The organism is Enterovibrio nigricans DSM 22720 (assembly GCF_900167155.1).
In the GTDB taxonomy this organism is placed as follows: Bacteria; Pseudomonadota; Gammaproteobacteria; order Enterobacterales; family Vibrionaceae; genus Enterovibrio; species Enterovibrio nigricans.
In genome coordinates this window covers 80,214-102,626 of record NZ_FUXU01000007.1, presented here as the reverse complement: position 1 = coordinate 102,626, position 22,413 = coordinate 80,214, and the positions used below count along the sequence as shown (strand labels likewise).

The following is a 22,413-nucleotide window of genomic DNA, read 5'->3' as shown; positions in this document are numbered from 1 at the left end:
TAAGGCCAAAAAAATGGCGGGTTAAACCCGCCACTTTATCTGCTTTGTACTAGTTGAGATTCTCAATCAGCTTTCTCGCTTCGTCTTTGAGATGGGCGTCATCACCTTGCATGACTTTTTCTAGCAGTTGTAATGCACCATCGACATCATTCATTTCGAGATAAGCCTTCGCCAAGTCCATTTGCATCGCTGTTTCGCCACTGCTATCAACGTCTGCATGCTGGATGTCACTCAGTACATCTGGGAAATCTTCCAAGCCGACATCTAAATCCATTTTTAACGAATCTGGATCTTCTTGTAACGTGCCGTCATCTTTCATCAACTCTTCAATGCTGATGTAGTTTTTATCAGACCTCGACGCTTCGATCAGCTCACTTTCGGCATCTTCTAGCAAACCTTCAAGGTCCGCTTCAAGTTCCATTGATTTTACGTCGTTGCCCAACACTTCAGGCTGCTCTGACCAATCCTCACTTTCCAGTTCGGGTTCGGGCTCAATTTCCGCACTCCAGATGCCGCTTTCATCATCGGGAATATCTAGGTCTTCTGTTTCAAAGTCACCCAGTCCAAATTGCTCATCATCCAACGGATCTGACAGAAGCGCATCCATATTAAGACCCGCAACCTGATGCGCGTCATCTTCAAGATCCGCGATATCATCCAGCTCCATGGCTCTATAGCCAGCAGAATGAGGCGGTGACTCCTGCGTAAAGCGCGAACGTTCACTTTCAGGAATGCCTTCCTCAAGCTCACGTTGTTCTTCCATTGCGGCATCAAGTGCATGAGCTTCATCAAACTCGCCAAGATCATCTAGGCTGATTTCATCCACTTTTGGAAACGCCAGCGTATTCGGCTCGGTTGCGGTGAAGGTAGCTTCTGATGCCGTTTCTTCTTCCGTAACAGGTTCTTCTGTAACAGCCTTTTCCGAAACAGCTTCTTCGCTAACAACGTCTTCAGAAGCCGCCTCTGCTTGTGGAATCTCTGTTTCAGCGGCACTACTTGATTGAACATCAAAGTCGGCAGCTGCATCTTCCTCTGTATATTCTGGAAGATTATTGAAATCTATCGGTTCATCAGAATCATCATCTTCGTAGTTATCGCTCTCTTCGATAGGTGCTGGTTCGAGGTCGATATCCGCTAACGCGGCTTCTTCGTCGTATTCAGGAAGCGATGAAATATCAAAATGGTCTTCTTCCGCATCTAATGCTTCATTAAAAGACTGCTCGTCATTTTCGAGGGATAGCGCTTCTGTTTCTAGGCTCTCAGCATCATTAACAAACGCCGACAATTCTTCCGCAATATCTGGCTCAGCGTCTTGCCCTAAAGGCTCTGGTTCATGCTCAATCGCTTCCGCTAATTCAAGCTCAGAGGCTTGCTCAATATCTGAAGAGATCGGCTCCTCTGCGTCTTCATCAAGAAGGCTATCAAGCAGCTCCATCTCTTCATTTGAAGCATCAACTTCCTGTTCACTGATTTCTTCATCAGTGGAAACCTCTTGTGCAGGATCATTCGCGTCTAAGGAAGCTGTCTGGTCGTCTCCCAATATATCGTCAAGAGCCGACGCCTCGTCACTTTCAAGCGCTTCATCCAACAGCGCAATTTCGTTCTCAGAGACGTCTGGTGCCTCTTCTTCATCAAGCGGTTGCTCATCGAACAACGACTCCAGATCTGCCATGTCCTGATCTGTGCTTTCTTCAACGAGATTTTCATCGTCATCTTGCAAAGAGACGGTATCAAGGTCTCGTTCTGCCTCACTATCTGCAGTTTCGTCTAGTAGACCTTCGAGTTCATCCAACTCATCTTGCTGAGCGTTTTCATCAAGTAAGTCATCAAAGTCTGCATCTTTGCTCTGGGTCGACTCATCGGTCAGTAGCTCGTCATCAAGAGACAATAAGTCTTCACCAAGAAGATCTTCATCTTCGACGTCATTGAGAAGTGCGTCTTCGTCATCACCATCGTCGCCGAGTAAATCATCCAACAGCGCATCAGTTTCACCTAAGTCGACTTCACCATCATCTTCTGGCTGACCAATGACATCTTCCAATAAATCGTCATCATCAATTGATTCATCAAGCAATGCAGACTCATTGAGAGGATCTTCGTCATCATCATTTAAGAATTCATCGAGCAAGGCGTCTGTATCAGAAATGTCGCCATCATCTTGCTGGGCTTCAAGAGACAAATCATCGATATCATCGTTTGAGACAGGCTTGACGGGATTACCGTCTTCATCCAGATCGTCACCATCAAACAATTCATCCAACAGTGCGTCAGTTTCACCAATATCCGCGTCTTCCTCTTTTTCGTTAAGGAAGTCATCATCATTAAAATCAAAATCCTCACCAAGCAACTCATCTAACATGGCCGCACTGTCATCTGACACATCTTCCGCTGCATCTTCTGTGGTGCTTTCTTCTATATCCATATCAGACAGGAGATCGTCATCATCGGACAAATCGATGTCCTGAGTCAGATCAACTTCTGGCTCATCTTCAAGCACCCTGTCAAAGAGTGCTTCATTGGTGTCGGGCTCAGTTTCTTCAACGAGTTCCTCAGGGAGTGACTCCTTTTCCTCTGCCTCTCCCCCCTGCTCAGCATTTAGCAGCGCATCAATATCATCAACTTCGTCGTCGCCACCAGCAAGAGATTGCTCCCACATCGCTGCAAGTGCTTCATCAGGGCTTAATTCTGACTCTTCAGGCGATGCAGACATTTCATCAAGCGCACGCTCCATGTCTTCAAGGCCGATTGCGCCGTCAGTGCTCGCTTCAACATTCAGCTCAGTCGATGTATCAAAGTCATCATCGAGTGATGCAGTGAGGTCAGTCTCTGCACCAAAATCAGTGTCCGCATCTAGGTCTAGCCCAGAATCTTCAGGTTCTTCTGAAAGCTCCAACGAATCAGACAGGTTGATATCATCCAATTCAGAATCAAAGAGACTGTCGTCGCCGAACAGATCATCAGCATCTGTATCTTCGGTCACTTCAAGTTCATCGTCATCCAGAATCAACTCATCCGTATCATCCCCCGGTTCAGGGACCATGATAACCGGCATGTCATCTGGCATTTCGCTGTCAATGCCCTCAGGCTCCTCCACATCATCATCTTTACGACGACGCATGATAAAGAAAGCGGCCGCACCGATGATCAGCAATGCAGGGATAATAGCGACAGTTGCGAGCATGAGAGGACTGGCGATCAAGGACTCCATGAACGTTGGCTCTTTCATCTCCATCTGTGCTTGGCGAGCACGCTGGATCTCAAGAAACTCACGTATTTCTTCTGTGAGTTCTTCATCACCCGACATTTGATCTTTGAGGGCAGCCAATTCGTTTTGTACTTCTGCCAATCTAATCTTGAGGATATGGTTGCTCTCAACCAGTTTGCCCATTTGCAGATCAGATTCATTGATTTGGCTTTGCACTGCCGACATATCTGGTTTTGATGGTGTCATGTCAGCACCATCTTTCGCGATACCTTCGCCAGTTGTCGCCATGGCCTCTTTTTTCATCATGGCAACGTCTGCGGCATCGCCTTGCTCCGCAGGTTTCTCGGGCACAACTATCGCGGGGGTTTCAACCACAGAAGGCGTCGCCGCCACGGGTTGTACGGGCTGAGGTGCTGGTGTCACTGTTGGAGCGGTAACTTGTTGACTCAGCGGTCTGTTATCCACCCGTCTCAGCGCATCTTTTCTCGCTTGGTCAATTTGCAGACGCTGAGCGACATCATCCGTTCTTTCACGTCGGATTTCTGTCACTGTTGGCAGTAGCAAGGTACTACCGGGAATGAGACCATGAATATTATTGTCTTCAAACGCCGTCGGGTTTAACCGATAAATCGCCCCCAGGGTTTGATAAACCGTGACAGCATTGCTGGGCTTGTAATCGCTTGCAATAGACCAAAGGGTGTCAGAGTCTCGCGTTGGCCCAGTGGCCTGGCGACGGTTTTCTGTCGATCTTGGTTGTGTCGACTGAGACAAAGGCTCCACGGCATTTGGAGACGGTGACTCATCTTGAGGACCTAGAATGCGGATGGCCGATTGTGCGGCAAAAGGCGCGGCAAGACTCAGCAATAATGCAGAGACGGCAAGCGTTTTACCGATTCGACGGCTGGAAAAAGATGAAAAGAAATGTCGCGTCATGGTGTTGTTACAATTTGGGTCAGACACTGCCCGCATTCCCCTATGGCAGAAATAGGCTTTTCTCAATCGCAGCAATTTTTAGACCAAAAATGTACTGAAACTGATAATACTGGTTATTTCCCTAACTATATCGGAAGGCCAGCCGAAAACTGTAGTGTGAAGAGATAAAACTGTGTTTTGTGATCAAAGAACCGGCACCACGTCACGTGATGCCGATTTTTCAGAGGGATTTCTTACAGATAATCGCGGATCAATACTTCTGCGATTTGAACAGAGTTAGTTGCAGCGCCCTTTCGAACGTTATCTGCCACAATCCACATGTTCAGGCCATTGGGATGACTGATATCATTACGCACGCGGCCAACCATAACGTGATCTTTGCCCGTGCCTTCTTTCACTTGCGTTGGGTAGTCTTCACCGTAGTAAACCTCTACACCTTCTGTGCGAGAAAGAATGTCCATCGCTTCTGTTGCATCGATCGGCTGCTGACACTCAATATGCACCGCTTCTGCATGACCATAGAACACAGGCACACGCACACAGGTAGGGTTCACTGCCACGTTCTCGTCAGCCAGAATTTTCTGGGTTTCCCACACCATTTTCATTTCTTCTTTGGTGTAGCCGTTATCCATGAAATCATCGATATGTGGCAGACAGTTAAACGCGATCTGCTTTTTATACGCGCTTGGCTCTGCTTCTTGGCTGTTCAACAGCTTCACGGTTTGACCCGCTAACTCGTCTACGCCTTTCTTACCACTGCCAGACACTGATTGGTACGTTGCCACGTTGATACGTTCGATACCCGCCGCATCATAAATTGGCTTCAATGCCACCAGCATTTGGATGGTTGAGCAGTTCGGGTTCGCAATGATATTGCGATTGCGAAAATCGGCAATCGCTTCTGGGTTCACTTCAGGCACAACAAGAGGAACATCGTAGTCGTAACGGAAGCGAGAGGTGTTGTCGATAACCACAACACCTTCATCTGCTGCAATTGGCGCCCAACGTTCAGACGCTTCTGAACCTGCTGAGAACAAAGCAATCTGCACTTGGCTCCAATCAAAATCTTCTACGTTTTTAACGCGCACACTTTTGCCGTTAAAACGAATGGTTTCACCGGCACTGCGCTCACTCGCCAGCAAATGCAAGTTGCGCACTGGGAATTTACGCTCTTCCAACACCTCTATAATGGTACGACCAACTGTGCCAGTTGCACCTAAAACAGCGACATCGTAAGCCACATCAAATTCTTGTGTCATGATTATTCCTCTACGGTAAAACCTAATTTAGCGAGCGACTCTACCCCAAAGTCAGCCTCTCCCGCTACTGTAATCGCACTGTACTCACGTCTGTCCCAATAATTCTTACGCAAGCGGTCAAAGGTTGCGCGTTGATTATTGAGATCGGCCATCTCACGGCGAAACTCAGCATCATCACGACGAATATCATAGATAAGCTGACAAAGTGCCATCAGATCAGCGGATTCCCACTTTTTGCTCAGTGACACATGAGGGATTGGTGCCGTTGGTAATAGAGATGCGGCTTCAACATGCGCTTCACCATTTTTTAGAAAGTCACAGTACGCGTTATAAATCATGGTTGTACCACGCGCCTTACCTTCCAAGCCGTAACCCGCAACGTGTGGTGTGGCAAATGCCAGCAATGGCAGCAACTCCAAATCCACTTCCGGCTCGAATTCGAACACGTCCAGCACAGCGGTTAATAGCGGGTCGGAAAGAGCAGATTTCAGCGCGTTGTTGTCAACCACTGGGCCACGCGCTGCGTTGATAAGAATTGCGTTTGGTTTCAAAGCAGCCAACTCTTTACAACCTATAAGATGATACGTCGGATATTCACCATGTTTAGTCAGCGGAGTATGAAGAGAAATCACATCACATTCTGCAAGCAATACATTTAGAGGATGGAAATCTCGGCTATCCCCTTCAGCTTCTTTCAGTGGGTCACAAAGAAGGTGAGGAACATTTAATGCCGACAAGCATGTTGAGAGATAAGATCCGACCTGCCCCGCCCCGACGATACCAACTTTACGATCTGTCAGTTCGAAGCCTTGCTGTTGACCCAGCACAAGCAGCGCACTGATGACATATTCAGCCACGCCCACCTTGTTACAACCGGGGGCTGCGGTGAAGTAAATTCCCTTGCTAGCAAGCAGTTCAGTATCAACATGGTCGGTTCCCGCTGTGGCAGTACCAACGAATTTTAGTCGATTAGCGTTTGCCAGCAACGCTTCATTCACCTTGGTCACAGAACGAATCATCAAGGCGTCGACATCGACCAAGTCATCCGGAGTGAGATCTCGTCCAGACTTGGCCGTTACAGTACCCAATTTGCTGAACAGGTCAGCGGCATACGGCATATTTTCATCAATCAGAATATTCACGCTGTTTTCTCTGCACGACTATCAATGTGGCTATTGTGACGTTTTTCTGGATGACTTAAAACGAAAAAACCCGGCCGAAGCCGGGTAAAATCCAGGATCTGAAAGGTAGAGATCGGCTCTCAGCGATCTAAACCCGCGTCTGTTGTAGGCATTGAGCCAACGTCCCGGAAAACTCTGGGGACAGGTAATGGCTTTATGTCCTTACGCTTATCCCTCGAATTTCTTGATAACCAGTGTTGCGTTGGTACCGCCAAAACCAAAGCTGTTCGACATAACAGTCTTCAGTTCCACTTCACGGGTTTCCGTTACAATGTCCAGCCCTTCTGCTGCCGCATCCAGGTTTTCGATGTTGATGCTCGGTGCGACGAAGTTGTTCTCCAGCATAATGGTGGAGTAAATCGCTTCGTGAACCCCAGCAGCACCCAATGCGTGACCTGTCATCGCTTTGGTTGCAGAAATCGCTGGGCTGTTGTGGCCAAAGACTTCTTGGATTGCACCCAACTCTTTCACGTCGCCAACTGGCGTCGACGTACCATGTGTATTGATGTAATCAATGCTATCAACATCTTGCATTGCCATTCTCATACAACGGATCGCGCCTTCGCCTGATGGTGCAACCATGTCATAGCCATCTGAGGTTGCACCATAACCCACGATTTCACCGTAGATTTTCGCGCCACGTGCCAATGCATGTTCAAGCTCTTCGATAACCATCATGCCGCCACCACCAGAGATTACGAAACCGTCGCGGTCCGCATCATAGGTACGTGACGCTTGTTCTGGGTTGTCGTTGTATTTGGTCGACAGTGCGCCCATGGCATCAAACATCATGGTCAGAGACCAATCCAGTTCTTCACCACCACCGGCGAATACCACGTCTTGTTTACCCAATTGAATAAGTTCAACTGCATGACCAATACAGTGTGCTGATGTCGCACATGCAGAACTCATGGTGTAGTTAACACCACGAATTTTAAACGGTGTTGCCAGACACGCTGACACCGTGGAGGACATGGTACGTGGCACCATATACGGCCCCACTCGCTTCACGCCTTTTTCACGCAATGTATCAGTCGCCGCAACCTGATTAATAGACGATGCGCCACCAGAACCGGCAACTAGGCCAGTGCGGTCATTTGAAACTTGGTCTTCGGTCAGGCCTGAATCAGCAATAGCCTGTTCCATAGACAGATAAGCGAAGCCTGCGGCATCGCCCATAAAACGAAACTTTTTGCGATCGATATGATCTGCTGGATTTAACTTCAAATCACCCCAGACATTGCTACGAAGCTTCATGTCTGCGAATTGTTGGGAAAAGCTAATCCCTGATTTACCCGACTTTAACGACTCCAGCACTTCTTTAACGTTGTTACCGATGCTGGAAACAATTCCCATACCTGTGATTACGGCTCGTTTCATCTTTTGTTCCTACAATTCGAGTTCGCCACGATAATAGCGGTTTTAAAACAGTAAAGTGGTCAGCTTTCCTGTGTACACTTGTACGCTGAGATTTAGGTCACGCCGTTATCTACTCACCCCAAATCCCGCACGATTCTGTATCTCCACCGATTTTGACGTTAGAATCCGCGCAACGTAACAGATGTTAACACTTGAAGGTAAGGCCCGTGACCACTCCTCGCATTGAACACGCTCAAATCCATTGGAACGATGTGGGTACACCCGTATCAGACAACTTTGACGACGTGTATTTTTCAAACGCTAACGGTTTAGAAGAAACACGCTACGTGTTCCTTGCTCAGAATCAATTGCCTGCCCGTTGGCAAAATTTCGAGCGAGACCGCTTTGTCATTGCCGAAACAGGATTTGGGACGGGTCTTAATTTCCTTGCCGTGTGGCAATGGTTTGTCGCTTTTCGCGCAGAGAACCCAGAAGCAAAGACGCGTCATCTGCATTTCATCAGCTTTGAGAAGTTTCCTGTTACCGCCAGTGACCTAGAAAAAGCGCATGCGGCCTGGCCAGAATTGGCTGAGTTCGCCGCGGAATTCAGAAAACACTACCCCGCGGCAGTTTCCGGCTGCCACCGCATCATTTTGGCAGAAGGCATGATCACCCTCGACCTGTGGTTTGGCGACATTAAGGACTCTATGCCGCAAGTATGGAGCTCTGATGACGGTATCGTTGACTGCTGGTTTCTTGACGGTTTTGCACCCAGCAAAAACCCTGAGATGTGGAGCCAAGAGTTGTTTGACGGCATGGCGAGACTGGCGAGAAAAAACGGCACGGTTGCAACCTTTACTGCCGCAGGTTTCGTGCGTCGTGGATTGATTGACGCTGGCTTTGACATGAAAAAAGCCAAAGGCTTCGGCACTAAACGTGACATGATTGTCGGCACCATCACCGAACGCAACCAACCTTTGCAGCAAGCTCCTTGGTATAAACGCAAGGCATCTGAGAATGCAGATGATATCGCCATTGTTGGCGGTGGGGTTGCCAGTGCAACCTTGGCGTTATCTTTGGTGCGCAGAGGAAAACACGTCAGTCTTTATTGTGAGCACGATAAACCGGGACTCGGCGCATCAGGAAACCGCCAAGGTGCCGTTTATCCACTCCTAAACGGCAGTAACGATGCGTTATCCCGTTTCTTCGCACCGGCGTTTATTTTCTCTCGTCAGTTTGTTGAGCAAGCCGCCGAACATATCGACTTTGACCATGATTGGTGTGGCGTCACCCAACTTGGTTGGGATGATAAAAGTGCTGACAAACTTGCGAAAATGCTGACTGGCGGTTTCCCTGATGATGTTATTCAAGGCTTAACCGCCGCACAAATCGCTGAAAGGACAAACATCGAAACCAGTCACGGCGGCGTTTCTTACCCGATGGGTGGCTGGCTTTGCCCGCAACAATTGACCCAAGGTTTGATAGCACTAGCAGAAAAGACCGGATTGCTAACCTGTCATTACAACACCGAAATTAAGACGATAGAACGCAGTGACGATTCATGGCTATTGCGCTCTGACAACCATGCGTTCGAACACACCACCGTCGTGATTGCCAATGGCCATAAATTCACCACATTTGAGCAAACGGAAAATATTCCAGCTTATGCCGTACGTGGACAGGTAAGCCATATCAACACCACATCTACACTTAAAGCGCTGAAAACCGTCCTTTGCTATGACGGCTACCTAACCCCCATTAACCCGAAAAATAACACCCATTGTATTGGCGCTACGTACAGCCGAAATGACGTGTCTTTTGATTTTCGCATGGACGACCAAGTCGAAAACAGACAACGCCTGATTGACTGTATTCCGGGGGATTGGCCAAAAGAGATTGATACCGACCATGGCGCAGGACGTGTGGGAATTCGCTGCGCGAGCCGCGATCACTTGCCGTATGCGGGTGATGTCTGCGTTTACGATGAACTCACGACGGTTTATGCAGATTTGAAACACAATCAAGAAAATGCCGAAGATATTCCAGTTTACCCAAATATGTACAGTCTGCTGGCTTTGGGCTCTCGCGGCCTGACATCAGCGCCAATTCTAGGTGAACTAATGGCATCACAGATCTGTGGCGACCCACTGCCTCTGCCGGTTGATGTCCTTAACGCCCTGCACCCTGGACGTATGTGGGTGAGAAAGCTGTTGAAGGGAAAAACCCTATAATCATCGAAAGGTATGAAGAAAATAGGCACTGATGATCAGTGCCTATTTTTATGTTCTTCAGTTTGCTTTATCTTGCAACGATGACCAGAAGTTGGCCACTAACACCTGGTCAGCAGGGTTCAGCTCGTTCGCATTCTCTTTCAAGCTGCTGTCCACTCTCGCTCTCAGCAGTCCTACATCGTCAACGCCATCCTGTTCACAATCAGCTGCAGCCAATGAAATATGGCCTCGCAGATAACCGCTTGCAAACAACTCATCATCCGATGCCGTTTCTACCATAGCATCGATAAAATCGAGGATTTTCTCTTCATAATCTTGGATCATAGGTCTCTCTCAAGCGTCAAAGTTCGCTGCCGTCAAAGGGGGCAGATTATAAAACGTTCTCAGGGCGTCTGAATAGGATTTCGCCCGCTCGGGCATATCACCTTCCAGATAAGCCAAAACCTGTTTACGCACTTTGGCGGTAAATACCGGGCGGTCTGGCTCAAAATTACCGTTCAGGTTATCGCAGCTAACCTGAAAGCGAAAACCACAGCTTGCAGACAGAATCCACTCTACTGCCTGCGGTTTAATCTCTACCTTTTCAAATTCCATTTGCGTCGTTTCATCGCGGCCGTCTGGCTGATACCAATAGCCATAGTCTTCCAAAAGACGACGCTGTGGGCCCGCAATGCACCAGTGTGCCACTTCATGTAGGGCTGAAGCATAAAAGCCGCGCGCAAATATAATGCGATGTCTCGCGAATTCTTCATCGGCAGGTAAATAGATGGGCTCATCGCCACCTAACAGAAGCTCAGTATTAAAAGTACTGATAAATGTCTGATTAAAGACAGAAATAAGATCGTTATAGTCGTGGTGCATGGGAATAAATGTAAAATTTCGGTAACAAGAAATTGGGTCGAGTGGCATTTTACCCATCATTCAGAGGCTTGTCGCAGAAAAAACCACCGATGTTGACGATTTATCTGCCCCAAGGCATGAATTGATTTCATGGGTGTTCTCACATCCTTTCATTGGTTTGAGACCTCTATCACATTTACAATCGCAAGTAATTCGTCAATCTCACATAAGTTACTGAATAGAACATGTTGTTGTCCACGTTATACATTATCGGCATTACCGCTGAAGCCATGACAGGCGCACTGGCCGCTGGTCGAAGAAAGATGGACTGGTTTGGCGTCATGTTAGTGGCCAGTTGTACCGCCATTGGTGGTGGGACCGTGCGCGACATTTTACTGGGACATTACCCTCTGGGTTGGGTTGCCAACCCTCACTATTTGGTGATTGTTTGTGTGGCAGGCATTGTCACGACGTGGATGGCATCTTGGGTTCACCGCAACCATAAACTGTTTGTTGGGCTTGATTCATTGGGTCTTATCGCGTTTAGCATCATCGGCTGCCGCGTGGGGATGGACATGGGGCTATCACCGCTGATTTGTGTTGTATCAGCACTGGTTACTGGCATCTTCGGGGGCTTGCTGCGAGACCTTCTCTGCCGCCGTCAACCTATGGTGCTGCACAAGGAACTCTACGCCTCTGTGGCTTTCTTATCCGGCGGAATGTACTGGGCGTTGATGACCTATGGTGAACAATTTGGCGTTAATGAAACGTACGCTACGATTTCGACGCTAATCATTGGTTTTACGTTTCGAATGAGTGCGGTTCGATTTGGCTGGAGCCTTCCAGTGTTTAACTTCGAATCCGATGATCAACCGAAAAAAGCCGAAGTGAAATAACCACTTGCTAAATAAATTCAAAAAAAGAAAGGCCAGCGTATTGCTGGCCTTTCTTCGTTTTCTGGCACACCACCACCTTTAAATCTTTGGTGTTGATGTCTCGACACCCGCATTTTGTGCACGGTGACGCAGTAAATGATCCATCAGAACGATTGCAACCATCGCTTCAGCAATTGGCACTGCGCGGATACCCACACAGGGATCATGACGGCCGCGGGTGACAACATCCACGGTTTCACCATCCACATTGATCGTTTCCCCAGGCACAGTAATACTTGAGGTGGGTTTCAATGCAAGGTGCGCAACAATGTCCTGTCCCGACGAAATGCCACCCAAAATGCCACCCGCATGGTTAGACTTAAAGCCCGAGGGTGTCAGTTCGTCACGGTGTTCACTGCCGCGTTGATTTACCACATCAAAACCATCACCAATCTCAACACCTTTTACGGCATTGATGCCCATCAGCGCATACGCAATATCAGCATCTAAACGGTCAAAGACTGGTTCACCCAAGCCAACAGGCACATTGTTCGCGACTACCGTCAATTTCGCACCAACGGAGTCCCCCTCTTTTTTGAGGTTACGAATAAGCGCATCGAGCGCTTCAAGCTTAGTGACGTCAGGGCAGAAGAACGGGTTTTGCTCGACTTGGTCCCAATCAACGGAATCGACAGAGACATCACCCATTTGAGAAAGATAGCAACGAACTTCTATACCAAATTGCTGTTTTAGGTATTTTTTCGCGATAGCACCTGCAGCAACACGCATTGCAGTTTCACGCGCAGAGGAGCGGCCACCACCACGATAATCGCGGTGACCATATTTCTGGTGATATGTGTAATCGGCATGACCGGGGCGGAAGCGATCTGCAATTTTTGAATAGTCTTGTGAACGTTGATCTGTATTTTCAATCAACAAACCAATTGAGGTACCGGTGGTTTTACCCTCAAACACGCCAGAGAGGAAACGAACCTCATCTGCTTCGCGGCGCTGTGTGGTGTATTTTGATGTACCGGGACGGCGACGATCCAAATCCACCTGCAAATCCGCTTCTGAAATTTCCAGTCCCGGAGGACATCCATCGACAATACACCCTAAAGCCACTCCATGACTTTCACCAAAGGTGGTAACTCTAAAAACCTGACCTATTGTGTTGCCTGCCATTACTTCCTCTGTCTTTTACTGGCTGCCTGTGTGATGCCAAGAAGATCGGCTTTCAGGCATAACTGCATCAGGTTAATGAAACATAACTAGCTGAAAGAAGCAAAATTTTTTTGAAGCAGTGCTTTCCAACTCTTTGTGTAAAAGAGTGAATGCAGTGAATATCACCGAAATAGCGCCGGAAAAAATGAAAAAGGCCGAAATGATTATTTTCGGCCTTTTCGTCTCAGTCAGCTATTTGAGTCAGTCTTTGTAGATTGAAAACTCATCAGCAACGCTCACCAAGTCTTGGTAAGTCATCATGAAAACACCGTGACCGCCATTTTCAAATTCCAACCACGTGAGCGGCAGATCAGGATACTGCTCATCAACATGAATCATGGAATTACCTACTTCACAGATCAACACACCTTGCTCTGTCAGGTAGTTTGGCGCATTCGCAATAATGCGGCGCATCAGCTTCAGGCCATCACTGCCTGCTGCCAAGCCCAGTTCAGGCTCGTGACGGAATTCGTCAGGCAGAGAGTTCATGTCTTCTTCATCCACATAAGGTGGGTTAGACACGATCAGATCGTATTTGTCTTTAGGCAAATCGCGGAACAAATCAGAACGGATAGGGAAAACTTGTTGCTCCAGACCGTGCTCTTGAATGTTCATTTCCGCCACTTCCAGCGCATCGGTAGAAATATCGACCAGATCCACCTCGGCGTCTGGGAATGCGTAAGCACAAGCAATACCAATACAACCGCTGCCCGTACACAAATCCATAATACGCTGAGGTTCAACTGACAGCATTGGGCTGAATTGATTTTGGATTAATTCACCGATGGGAGAACGAGGCACCAACACACGTTCGTCAACATAGAACTCCAAATCACAGAAGTACGCTTTATTCGTCAGGTAAGCCACTGGAGTACGCTCGTTAATACGGCGAACTACGCGTTCAACAATGCGATGACGTTCGCTGGTTGTCAGACGAGATTCGCGAACATCGGCAGGTACATCAATAGGAAGATACAAAGTAGGCAATACCAGTTGTACCGCTTCATCCCACGCGTTGTCCGTTTCGTGACCGTAAAACAATCCTGCCGCATTAAAGCGACTTACCGTCCAACGCAGCATGTCTTGCAGCGTACGCAATTCGTTGACAACTTCATCAACTATAATCTTATCCAAAATGGCCTCCAAAAGCCTGAACCACCCCAGCGCATCGCTTTCGGCGTACCTGCTTAGGTCAATTCCAAATCCGACAGCGAGACATTGCGCGTATTTTGAGTACAATGCAGCTATCAGCATTTGGAATTGACTTATGAGCAAGAATACCCCGATCCCAGACGATGAATTCTCATTGTTCCGCGATGCGGTGAAAGGCGTTAAAAAACTGCAGCAGGATACCATAACTCCGCCAAGACGCCAGACAACAGAACAATCAAAGAAGAAGCTTTCAGACTCGGCCGTCAGAGACCATACATTCTATTTCTCTGATGAGTTTGAACCGTTATTGAAAGAAGGCGGTCCTACGCAATATGCGCGTACTGGTGTGTCGAAGTATGAAGTGAAACGCCTTCGCCGTGGTGTTTATGTACCCGATATGTTTTTGGATCTTCACGGCATGACACAAATGGAAGCCAAACGCGAGTTAGGTGCACTTATCGCTGCCTGTATAAAAGAAGACATCAGCTGTGCCTGTGTCATGCATGGTATCGGCAAGCACATTCTAAAGCAGAAAACCCCTCTTTGGCTTGCTCAGCACCCTGATGTTTTGGCATTCCACCAAGCCCCGCTGGAATTTGGCGGTGACGGCGCGTTATTGGTACTGATTGAGATCCCCGAAAAATAATCGCAGCGACACCAGCCCTTTCAAAAGCAGCACTCTCAAAACCAACGCACTAAAACGAAAAACGCCCATTCATTCAGGGCGTTTTTTCGTCTCGATTATGCGCAGTTTTCCAATTGGCCTGGCGTTTTCAACCACAGTACCTCACTCGCGCCGCTTTCAGGGTCAAAATCGACACAGGAGATAGAGGATGTAGGGAACATCGGCGGTTGCATATCCGGCGCAAATTCCGCCGTGAGATACCCCACCAAAGGCAAATGCGAAACCAGCAAGATAGACGCAGGTGTCTCCACCTCTGTCAACGCACGCAAATACGTAGCAACTTGCCCGCTGTCTCCGTATGGCGTGATCCCTTCTTCCGTCAGTACGCGTTTTGCCTTAGGCAACACCGTAGAACACCCTTGCCACGTCTGCTGCGCCCTGAGATAAGGGCTAACCAGCACCAAATCCAACTGACCGTTAGGCAGCTCATTGGCTAGCCAACGAGCCATTTCAATGGATTGTTGCTCTCCACGCTCAGTTAACGCGCGTTCTTCGTCCGTGGCGGCAAAGGACTGCGCCTCACCATGGCGCATAATATAAATTCGCATAGGAATACTGCTGATTTAATAAATTCTAAATAATGCTACCAGTGAAACGCCCATTCTGGAACGATAAACCGCACAGATGTTTGCCTCAGTTTCATTAGAAAGTCATAATTAAGACCTCATCACTGGAGGTGCTTTGTGCAAATCAGTCCTAACGACCATCGTGGTTATCGCCACCTCACTCTCGACAACGGCTTACGCGTCTTACTCATTGAAGACGCACACGCGCCACGCAGTGCTGCCGCGTTAACGGTTAATGTCGGCCATTTTTGTGATCCCACAGAGCGAGAAGGCTTAGCGCACTTTCTAGAGCACATGCTTTTCCTAGGCACAGAGAAATACCCTGTGGTTGGTGAGTTTCAATCCTTTATCAGTCGACACGGCGGCAGCAACAACGCGTGGACTGGCACTGAAAACACCACCTTTTTCTTCGATATTCAGCACACGCATTTTGAAGAAGCTCTGGACCGATTCAGCCAGTTTTTTACCGCCCCACTATTTAATGCCGATGCGGTCGACAAAGAGCGCAATGCCGTCGATTCAGAATACAAACTCAAGCTTCAAGATGATGTCAGGCGTATTTATCAGGTTCAGAAAGAAACCATCAACCCCGCGCATCCCTTCTCCAAATTTTCGGTTGGTAGTGCAGAGACCTTAAACGATCGTGCTGGCAGTGCAATCCGTGACGAATTGATCGCTTTTTATCAACGTCACTACAGCGCCAATTTAATGGCAGCCTCCATTATCGGGCCTTTTACGCTAGATTCTTTAGAAGATCTGGCTCGGGAAGCATTCGACGCTATCCCCAATCTCGATTTGCCACTCTTTATCCCTGACGTACCGTTTACCGACAAAGCACAATTACAGCAGTTTATTGCGATTGAACCACTCAAAGATATCCGAAAACTAACGCTTGCGTTTGCCATGCCATCGACCGACGAGTTCTATAAGATCAAACCGTTGTCCTATATCGCCCACCTTCTGGGTTACGAAGGTTCAGGTAGTGTCATGTCGCTCCTCAAGGGCAAGGGGTATATCAACAACCTGTCTGCAGGGGGCGGGATCAGCGGTTCTAACTTCCGTGAGTTCACAGTAAGCGTTGGATTAACGGAACTCGGCTTGTCGAAAGTAGACAACATTGTCACCTATATTTTTCAGGCCATTAATCTCATCAAAGATAAAGGACTAGCGGAATGGCGATATGCTGAAAAACGCGCTGTTCAAGAAATGGCTTTTCGTTATCAAGAGCCATCAAGACCTTTAGATACTGTCAGCCATATCGTTCTCAATTTGCAGCACTATGACGCGGATGATGTACTTTATGGTGATTATATGATGCAGACTTTTGACGAAAGCCTGATCAGAAGAATGCTGGGGTATCTGATCCCCGATAATCTCAGGCTAACGTTGATCGCCAAAGGCGGTAAATATGACAAGCAAGCCAAATGGTATGACACGCCGTATAGCGTTAAGCCTTTTACACCTCAGCAGCTTGAAAAATGGCGTTCGACGCTGACATCGCCCGCATTGTCACTGCCTGACCAAAATCCGTTCATCAGCTATGAGATTGACCCGGCGCAACTTGAATCGCCAGAGCAACAAAAACCAGAACTCATCCAAGAGTTACCAGGGTTCAGATTGTGGCACCTGCAAGACAATGATTTTCGCGTTCCAAAAGGTGTCATCTATGTGGCCATCGACAGCCCCCACGCAGTGTCCTCAGTTGAGAACATAGTGAAAACACGTGTCAGTGTGGAAATGCTGCTTGAAGCCATCAACGAAACCGCTTATCCAGCGGAAGTCGCTGGCTTGAGCTACAACCTCTATGCCCATCAAGGTGGTGTTACCCTCAAGCTAAGTGGATTTAACGAGAAACTTCCGTTACTGCTGGATTTGGTTTTGGAGAAGTTTGCAACGCGTGATTTCAAACCTGAGCGTTTCGATATCATAAAAACGCAGTTGTTACGCGGATGGAAAAACGCCACGCAGAATAAGCCCATCAGCCGTTTGTACAATGCGATGACGGGTATCCTTCAGCCTAACAACCCACCTTACGAACAACTGATTAAAGCGTTAGAGCCGCTACAGGTGTCCGCGCTCCCAGACTTTGTACACCGCGTGATGTCTGAGTTGCATGTTGAAATGTTTGTGTACGGCAATTGGCAACAACAAACATTGCAACTTGCCGAGGCCATTAAACATGCGCTTCGTGTCAATGACCAGCGATACCAAGAATCCACACGCCCTCTTGTGCTTTTGCACAATGCAGGCAGTGCGTCGTATCACTTAGACAGCAATCAACAAGATTCTGCGGTTCTCGTTTACTACCAAAGCCACACCAGTGAGCCGCAAGATGTAGCCATGTATACCTTTGCACAACATTTGATGTCTGCCATTTTCTTCAATGAATTACGCACCAAGCAGCAGTTGGGCTATATGGTTGGTTCCGGAAATATGCCTCTCAATCGCCACCCTGGGTTGATCTTCTACGTCCAATCCCCGCAGGTTGGGCCCACGAAGCTGATGGAGGCCATCGATGATTTTCTCAATGCGTTTTTCTTAGTGTTATTGGAGCTTAATGACGCACAATGGCAAGCCAGTAAGCAAGGACTGATTGCTCAGATTGAAGAGCCAGATGCCAATTTGCGCGCGCGCGGCCAACGCCTGTGGATCAGTATTGGTAACAAAGACACACACTTTGAACAACGCAAAAAAGTGGCCGATGCCATTAAAAAAATGGATCGCGCTGATATGGTGAGGTTTGTTGTGGAACAACTCAAACCGCGCACATCAGATCGCCTAGTGATGCACAGCTGTGGTTTGGCACACCCAGATCAATGCACATTGGAAGGTACCAATGAGATCACCTCAGTCGCAGAGTTTCGACGAAATCGGTTGGAAAGGGTGTAATTACCCAATGGCGTGATCGATAAACACCCGACAACACCACACCATGTGAGGCATGTACCATTCAGAAAAAGAAAACCCGGCGATATCGCCGGGTTTGTCATTGAAACGAAAGAGGCTATTCGTAAAACGGTTTGCCTTCTGCGGCCATGGCTTTTAAACGATCACAGGGAGCAAATCTGTCGCCATATTTGGCCTCGTGTTGTTCAAGCAATTCCACGACTCGCTTAACTCCAATTTGGTCCATGTAGCGGAAAGGACCACCAAGAAACGGCGGGAAACCAATACCAAACACAGCGCCAATATCGCCATCACGTGCAGATCTGACCACGCCTTCATCCAGACAACGTGCGGCTTCATTTAGCATCATGAGCACGCAGCGTATCGCCAGCTCATGGCCGGATAGCTGATTTTTCAGTTCCACACCTAACAGGCTATAAACACGCTTATCGACGTCTTTCTTTTTACCGTTGTAGGTAAAGAATCCTTTGCCACTTTTACGCCCTTTTCGACCATCATTAAGCATCACATCAAACATATCTGGTGCGCGAAAACGTTCACCCAGTTCGTTTAATAAAATGGGACTGATTTTGGCACCGATATCAATCCCAACTTCATCTAACAAGGTGACTGGCCCCACGGGGAAACCAAAATCAAGCAACGCGTTGTCGATATGCTCGACAGATTCACCCGCCAATAACGTAGAGGCAGCTTCATTCATGTAAGGCGCAAGAATGCGGTTAACGTAAAAACCCGCTTTATCAGCAACAACAATCGGTGTTTTCCCTTGCTTCTTAGCCAACTTCACTACCGTCGCTATCGTTTTCTCCGACGTACCTTCATGAGGGATCACTTCCACCAGCGGCATTTTATCTACCGGACTAAAGTAGTGCAGGCCAACAATATTCTCAGGACGTTTTGCACCTTCCGCTATCTGATGAATAGGTAGCGATGAGGTATTCGTGGCAAAAATAGTGGTGTCAGACAGTGCCTCTTCCACTTCCGCGACCATGCTGTGTTTCAGTGATAAATCTTCGAACACCGCCTCGACCACAACATTACAGCGATTCATGCCAGTGTAATCCATCGAACCACTAATTCGGCCCATCTGTGACTGAAGCTCTGCTTTAGAAATAATGCGACGTTTACGCTTTTTTTCCAGCAATTTATAGCTGTAGTTCATGGCGTTTAGAAGCCCATCATTGCTGACATCTTTCACGCGCACTGGTACGTTCGCTTTCGTTGCAGTGACATTGGCAATGCCCGCCCCCATCAGTCCGCCGCCTAATACAGCAACACCGGTGACGTCCGCAGGTTCGACATCTGCACCCGCATCTTTTTTTATGGCTGTCGTTGCAAAAAACAAGCTCCGCAATGCCGCAGATTCTGGGGTCATGACTAGCTCACCAAAGCACTTCGCCTCAAGCGCCAATCCTTTCTCTACGCCTTTGTCCAAGCCATGTTTAATGACATCAAGAATCGCTGCAGTAGCGGGATAGTTACCGCGGGTTTTCTGATGGGTTTTCTTCGCGGCCTGATCAAACACAACGCTGCGCCCGAGTGCATTCCCTCCCATCGCCCAGCTTTGCCAAGAGCCCTTACGTTTGGGCTTGTTCTTACCCGCCAATTCTTCTGCAATTTTCAGTAAAACGGATTGGGGAACCACATCATCAACCACACCCATTTTCTTCGCTTTCTTGGCCCGAAGCTGTTTACCCGTCAGGATCATATCCAGCGACCCGGCTACGCCAATCAAACGCGGAAGCCGTTGAGTGCCACCGGAGCCCGGTAACAGGCCCAATTGTACTTCAGGCAAACCAATGCGCGTTTTGTCGTCGTCCGTTGCGACACGGCTATGACAGGCTAAAGCCAGTTCTAGCCCCCCACCTAAGCACGGGCCATGAATCGCGGCTACAACGTGAAACGGCAGCTTTTCCAAACGGGAAAATAGCTGTTGGCCTGCTTCTGCGATAGCTTGAGCATCTGCTGCTGTTTTACAGGCATCTAGCATTCGTACATCAGCGCCTGCGACAAAATTGTCAGGTTTCGCTGAGTACAGCACCATGCCTTTAATGTCTTTATTACCTTCCAGCTCCGTCAGAATGGCGCCAATTTCATCGACAAAACTGGCTTGCAGGGTATTCATGCTCTCACCAGGTACATCGACACTCAGCCATGCAATGCCATGATCGCCATGGCGAAGCGAAAAAACTGACCCCGTAGGTTTGGTTTGCTCGTTCATTACTCCACCTCCAAAATCATTGCCGCACCAAGACCACCCGCAGCACATGCTGTGTTCAATGCCAAACCACCGCCACGGCGACGAAGCTCATTTAGCGTCTGGGTGATCATACGTGCACCCGTCGCAGCAAAAGGATGCCCATAGGCAATCGAACCGCCAAGAACATTGAATTTGTCCATATCGATCTCGCCGATTGCACGGCTACGACCCAGCTTTTGCTCTGCAAATGTTTTAGAGCCAAACATTTTCACATTAGCAAGTGCTTGAGCGGCAAACGCTTCATGCATATCAATCAGTGTTAAATCGTTGAGCGTGATGCCCGCTCGATCCAACGCAAGCGGTGTTGCGTATGACGGTCCCATCAGCATGTCTTGCTCCACCTGAATAGCGGCAAATGCATAAGAACGTATGTATCCAAGAGGCAGGAGACCCAGTTCTTTCGCCCGCCCCTCTCGCATCAGCATCACTGCCGCTGCACCATCAGTCAGAGGCGTGCTGTTTGCTGCGGTGACAGAACCGTGTTTTCGGTCAAAGGCAGGACGAAGTTTGGCATACGTTTCCATCGACGAGTCATCACGAACATTGTTGTCTTTATCAATCCACTGTTTATACGGCTCAGGGAAAGCAGTCATCACTTCCTCTCTAACCAAGCCATCAGCCCACGCTTTCGCAGCGAATAGATGAGAACGATGCGCCAAGGCATCTTGGTCTTCACGGCTGATATGATGTGATTTGACCATTTGCTCGGCCGTTTGACCCATACTCAAACCTGTTGAGTATTCTGCAACCGCAGGAGGTACGGGAGCTAAGTCCTTCAAAGATAGGGTAGACAAAAGCTTTAAACGCTTACTCAACGTCTTAGCTTTACTCAATGCAAGCAAGGTCGCTGCCAATTGTTTGGACACGCCGATAGGCAGCACAGAAGAAGAATCTGCTCCACCCGCAATACCGACATCTACCGCACCAGCCATGATACTTTCCGTCACATTGACCACGGATTGAAAACTGGTCGCACACGCTCGACTCACGCTGTAAGCGTCCGTATGGATATTCATGCCCGTGCCAAGCACAATTTCACGCGCAATATTTGGTGCTTCAGGCATTTGCACAACTTGGCCAAACACAAGTTGATCGATCAATTGCGGATCGATGGCCGTTCGATTAAGCATTTCGCTTACCACCATTTTCCCAAGATCGACAGCAGGCACATCGGCATACACAGTTGACTGTCGGGCGAAAGGTGTACGCAATCCTGCGACGATGGCGATGCGTTCTCCCTGACGGGTTGTCAGGTTTTGGGGAGAGTTCATTGCTGCTCCTTGCATGTTAGAGGTCAGACCAGGGAAGTGTAGCTAATTTGTTATCAAATTAAAACGATCGTTTTAATCAATTATCAAAAACAAAAATTGACCATACCGACACTTTTAGACATTGATTGGGAGGGTTAAGTCATCGACTAACATATTAGCGAAGCGAGGTAGAAGGTTAGCTTGACAAATTTCACACAAAAAAAAACCACACCGAATGGGTGTGGTAACGTATGTGGAAAGCAATTACGTATTTAATTCAATTAACATAAAGCCAATTGCAAATCAGGTTATAAAACCTGAGGAGAAAGTAAAGTCAGCCTTCAAAAAGGAAGTTTGTCATCTTGCTCAACACGGTGTCGTTCTCAAACAGTTTGGTAAACCAACAAACTGAATGGGCGCTCCACCAGATGACAGTGCCTACTATACCCATTGAAGGCGATGCATTTTTGAAGCAGATCAATTTTA

Annotated in this window: 15 protein-coding genes; 4 read left to right on the top strand and 11 right to left on the bottom strand. The window is 48.1% G+C overall.

Annotation, left to right across the window (positions count from 1 at the left end):
- Window positions 1-49: 49 nt before the first annotated feature.
- From B5D35_RS04675 to fabB, 4 genes are all read right to left on the bottom strand, one after another.
- Window positions 50-4,174 carry a FimV/HubP family polar landmark protein gene (locus tag B5D35_RS04675; protein WP_078751430.1) on the bottom strand — a complete coding sequence of 1,375 codons (4,125 nt, stop codon included), beginning with the start codon at window positions 4,172-4,174 and terminating at the stop codon, window positions 50-52.
- A gap of 197 nt (window positions 4,175-4,371) precedes the next feature.
- Window positions 4,372-5,397, bottom strand: a complete 1,026-nt coding sequence (locus B5D35_RS04670) for an aspartate-semialdehyde dehydrogenase (RefSeq protein WP_078751429.1) — start codon at window positions 5,395-5,397, stop codon at window positions 4,372-4,374.
- A gap of 2 nt (window positions 5,398-5,399) precedes the next feature.
- Entirely contained in the window at window positions 5,400-6,539 is a 1,140-nt protein-coding gene (locus tag B5D35_RS04665) for a 4-phosphoerythronate dehydrogenase (protein WP_078751428.1), read from the bottom strand.
- A 207-nt stretch (window positions 6,540-6,746) separates the two neighbouring features.
- The gene (gene fabB / locus B5D35_RS04660; protein WP_078751427.1) at window positions 6,747-7,958 is read right to left on the bottom strand and encodes a beta-ketoacyl-ACP synthase I; all 1,212 of its coding nucleotides are present in this window, start codon (window positions 7,956-7,958) and stop codon (window positions 6,747-6,749) included.
- 206 nt (window positions 7,959-8,164) lie between these two features.
- Between fabB and mnmC the strand changes: the two genes are divergently transcribed.
- Entirely contained in the window at window positions 8,165-10,168 is a 2,004-nt protein-coding gene (gene mnmC / locus B5D35_RS04655; RefSeq protein ID WP_078751426.1) for a bifunctional tRNA (5-methylaminomethyl-2-thiouridine)(34)-methyltransferase MnmC2/FAD-dependent 5-carboxymethylaminomethyl-2-thiouridine(34) oxidoreductase MnmC1, read from the top strand.
- Window positions 10,169-10,225: 57 nt separating this feature from the next.
- Here the strand turns inward: mnmC and B5D35_RS04650 are convergent, their stop codons facing one another.
- The gene (locus B5D35_RS04650) at window positions 10,226-10,492 is read right to left on the bottom strand and encodes a YfcL family protein (protein WP_078751425.1); all 267 of its coding nucleotides are present in this window, start codon (window positions 10,490-10,492) and stop codon (window positions 10,226-10,228) included.
- Between the two features lie 9 nt (window positions 10,493-10,501).
- Entirely contained in the window at window positions 10,502-11,029 is a 528-nt protein-coding gene (locus B5D35_RS04645; RefSeq protein ID WP_078751456.1) for an elongation factor P hydroxylase, read from the bottom strand.
- A gap of 224 nt (window positions 11,030-11,253) precedes the next feature.
- On the opposite strand from B5D35_RS04645, the gene B5D35_RS04640 reads away from it, so the two are divergent.
- The gene (locus B5D35_RS04640) at window positions 11,254-11,904 is read left to right on the top strand and encodes a trimeric intracellular cation channel family protein (RefSeq protein WP_078751424.1); all 651 of its coding nucleotides are present in this window, start codon (window positions 11,254-11,256) and stop codon (window positions 11,902-11,904) included.
- 78 nt (window positions 11,905-11,982) lie between these two features.
- Here B5D35_RS04640 and aroC read toward each other — a convergent pair whose 3' ends face one another.
- Together aroC and prmB are read right to left on the bottom strand one after the other, a co-directional pair.
- Complete coding sequence (gene aroC, locus B5D35_RS04635; RefSeq protein WP_078751423.1) at window positions 11,983-13,068, bottom strand: chorismate synthase; 1,086 nt, start codon at window positions 13,066-13,068, stop codon at window positions 11,983-11,985.
- 240 nt (window positions 13,069-13,308) lie between these two features.
- Complete coding sequence (gene prmB / locus B5D35_RS04630) at window positions 13,309-14,241, bottom strand: 50S ribosomal protein L3 N(5)-glutamine methyltransferase (RefSeq protein WP_078751455.1); 933 nt, start codon at window positions 14,239-14,241, stop codon at window positions 13,309-13,311.
- A gap of 133 nt (window positions 14,242-14,374) precedes the next feature.
- Here prmB and smrB point away from each other — a divergent pair, with 133 nt between their 5' ends.
- The gene (gene smrB / locus B5D35_RS04625) at window positions 14,375-14,905 is read left to right on the top strand and encodes an endonuclease SmrB (protein ID WP_078751422.1); all 531 of its coding nucleotides are present in this window, start codon (window positions 14,375-14,377) and stop codon (window positions 14,903-14,905) included.
- A 95-nt stretch (window positions 14,906-15,000) separates the two neighbouring features.
- Here the strand turns inward: smrB and sixA are convergent, their stop codons facing one another.
- Window positions 15,001-15,492, bottom strand: a complete 492-nt coding sequence (gene sixA, locus B5D35_RS04620) for a phosphohistidine phosphatase SixA (RefSeq protein WP_078751421.1) — start codon at window positions 15,490-15,492, stop codon at window positions 15,001-15,003.
- A gap of 135 nt (window positions 15,493-15,627) precedes the next feature.
- Here sixA and B5D35_RS04615 point away from each other — a divergent pair, with 135 nt between their 5' ends.
- Window positions 15,628-18,399, top strand: a complete 2,772-nt coding sequence (locus tag B5D35_RS04615) for an insulinase family protein (protein ID WP_078751420.1) — start codon at window positions 15,628-15,630, stop codon at window positions 18,397-18,399.
- Window positions 18,400-18,514: 115 nt separating this feature from the next.
- Here the strand turns inward: B5D35_RS04615 and fadJ are convergent, their stop codons facing one another.
- A complete protein-coding gene (gene fadJ, locus B5D35_RS04610; RefSeq protein WP_078751419.1) occupies window positions 18,515-20,638 on the bottom strand; it encodes a fatty acid oxidation complex subunit alpha FadJ in 2,124 nt (707 codons plus the stop codon).
- Complete coding sequence (fadI, locus tag B5D35_RS04605; RefSeq protein WP_078751418.1) at window positions 20,638-21,948, bottom strand: acetyl-CoA C-acyltransferase FadI; 1,311 nt, start codon at window positions 21,946-21,948, stop codon at window positions 20,638-20,640. The genes fadJ and fadI overlap by 1 nt, the downstream gene beginning before the upstream one ends.
- Window positions 21,949-22,413: the final 465 nt, after the last annotated feature.

Coding starts and splice junctions, on each gene's coding strand:
- B5D35_RS04675 (WP_078751430.1), bottom strand. CDS start 4,174: ATGCGGGCAGTGTCTGACCCAAATTGTAACAACACCATGACGCGACAT.
- B5D35_RS04650 (WP_078751425.1), bottom strand. CDS start 10,492: ATGATCCAAGATTATGAAGAGAAAATCCTCGATTTTATCGATGCTATG.
- fadJ (WP_078751419.1), bottom strand. CDS start 20,638: ATGAACGAGCAAACCAAACCTACGGGGTCAGTTTTTTCGCTTCGCCAT.
- aroC (WP_078751423.1), bottom strand. CDS start 13,068: ATGGCAGGCAACACAATAGGTCAGGTTTTTAGAGTTACCACCTTTGGT.
- fadI (WP_078751418.1), bottom strand. CDS start 21,948: ATGAACTCTCCCCAAAACCTGACAACCCGTCAGGGAGAACGCATCGCC.
- fabB (WP_078751427.1), bottom strand. CDS start 7,958: ATGAAACGAGCCGTAATCACAGGTATGGGAATTGTTTCCAGCATCGGT.
- B5D35_RS04670 (WP_078751429.1), bottom strand. CDS start 5,397: ATGACACAAGAATTTGATGTGGCTTACGATGTCGCTGTTTTAGGTGCA.
- B5D35_RS04640 (WP_078751424.1), top strand. CDS start 11,254: ATGTTGTTGTCCACGTTATACATTATCGGCATTACCGCTGAAGCCATG.
- sixA (WP_078751421.1), bottom strand. CDS start 15,492: ATGCGAATTTATATTATGCGCCATGGTGAGGCGCAGTCCTTTGCCGCC.
- smrB (WP_078751422.1), top strand. CDS start 14,375: ATGAGCAAGAATACCCCGATCCCAGACGATGAATTCTCATTGTTCCGC.
- B5D35_RS04645 (WP_078751456.1), bottom strand. CDS start 11,029: ATGCACCACGACTATAACGATCTTATTTCTGTCTTTAATCAGACATTT.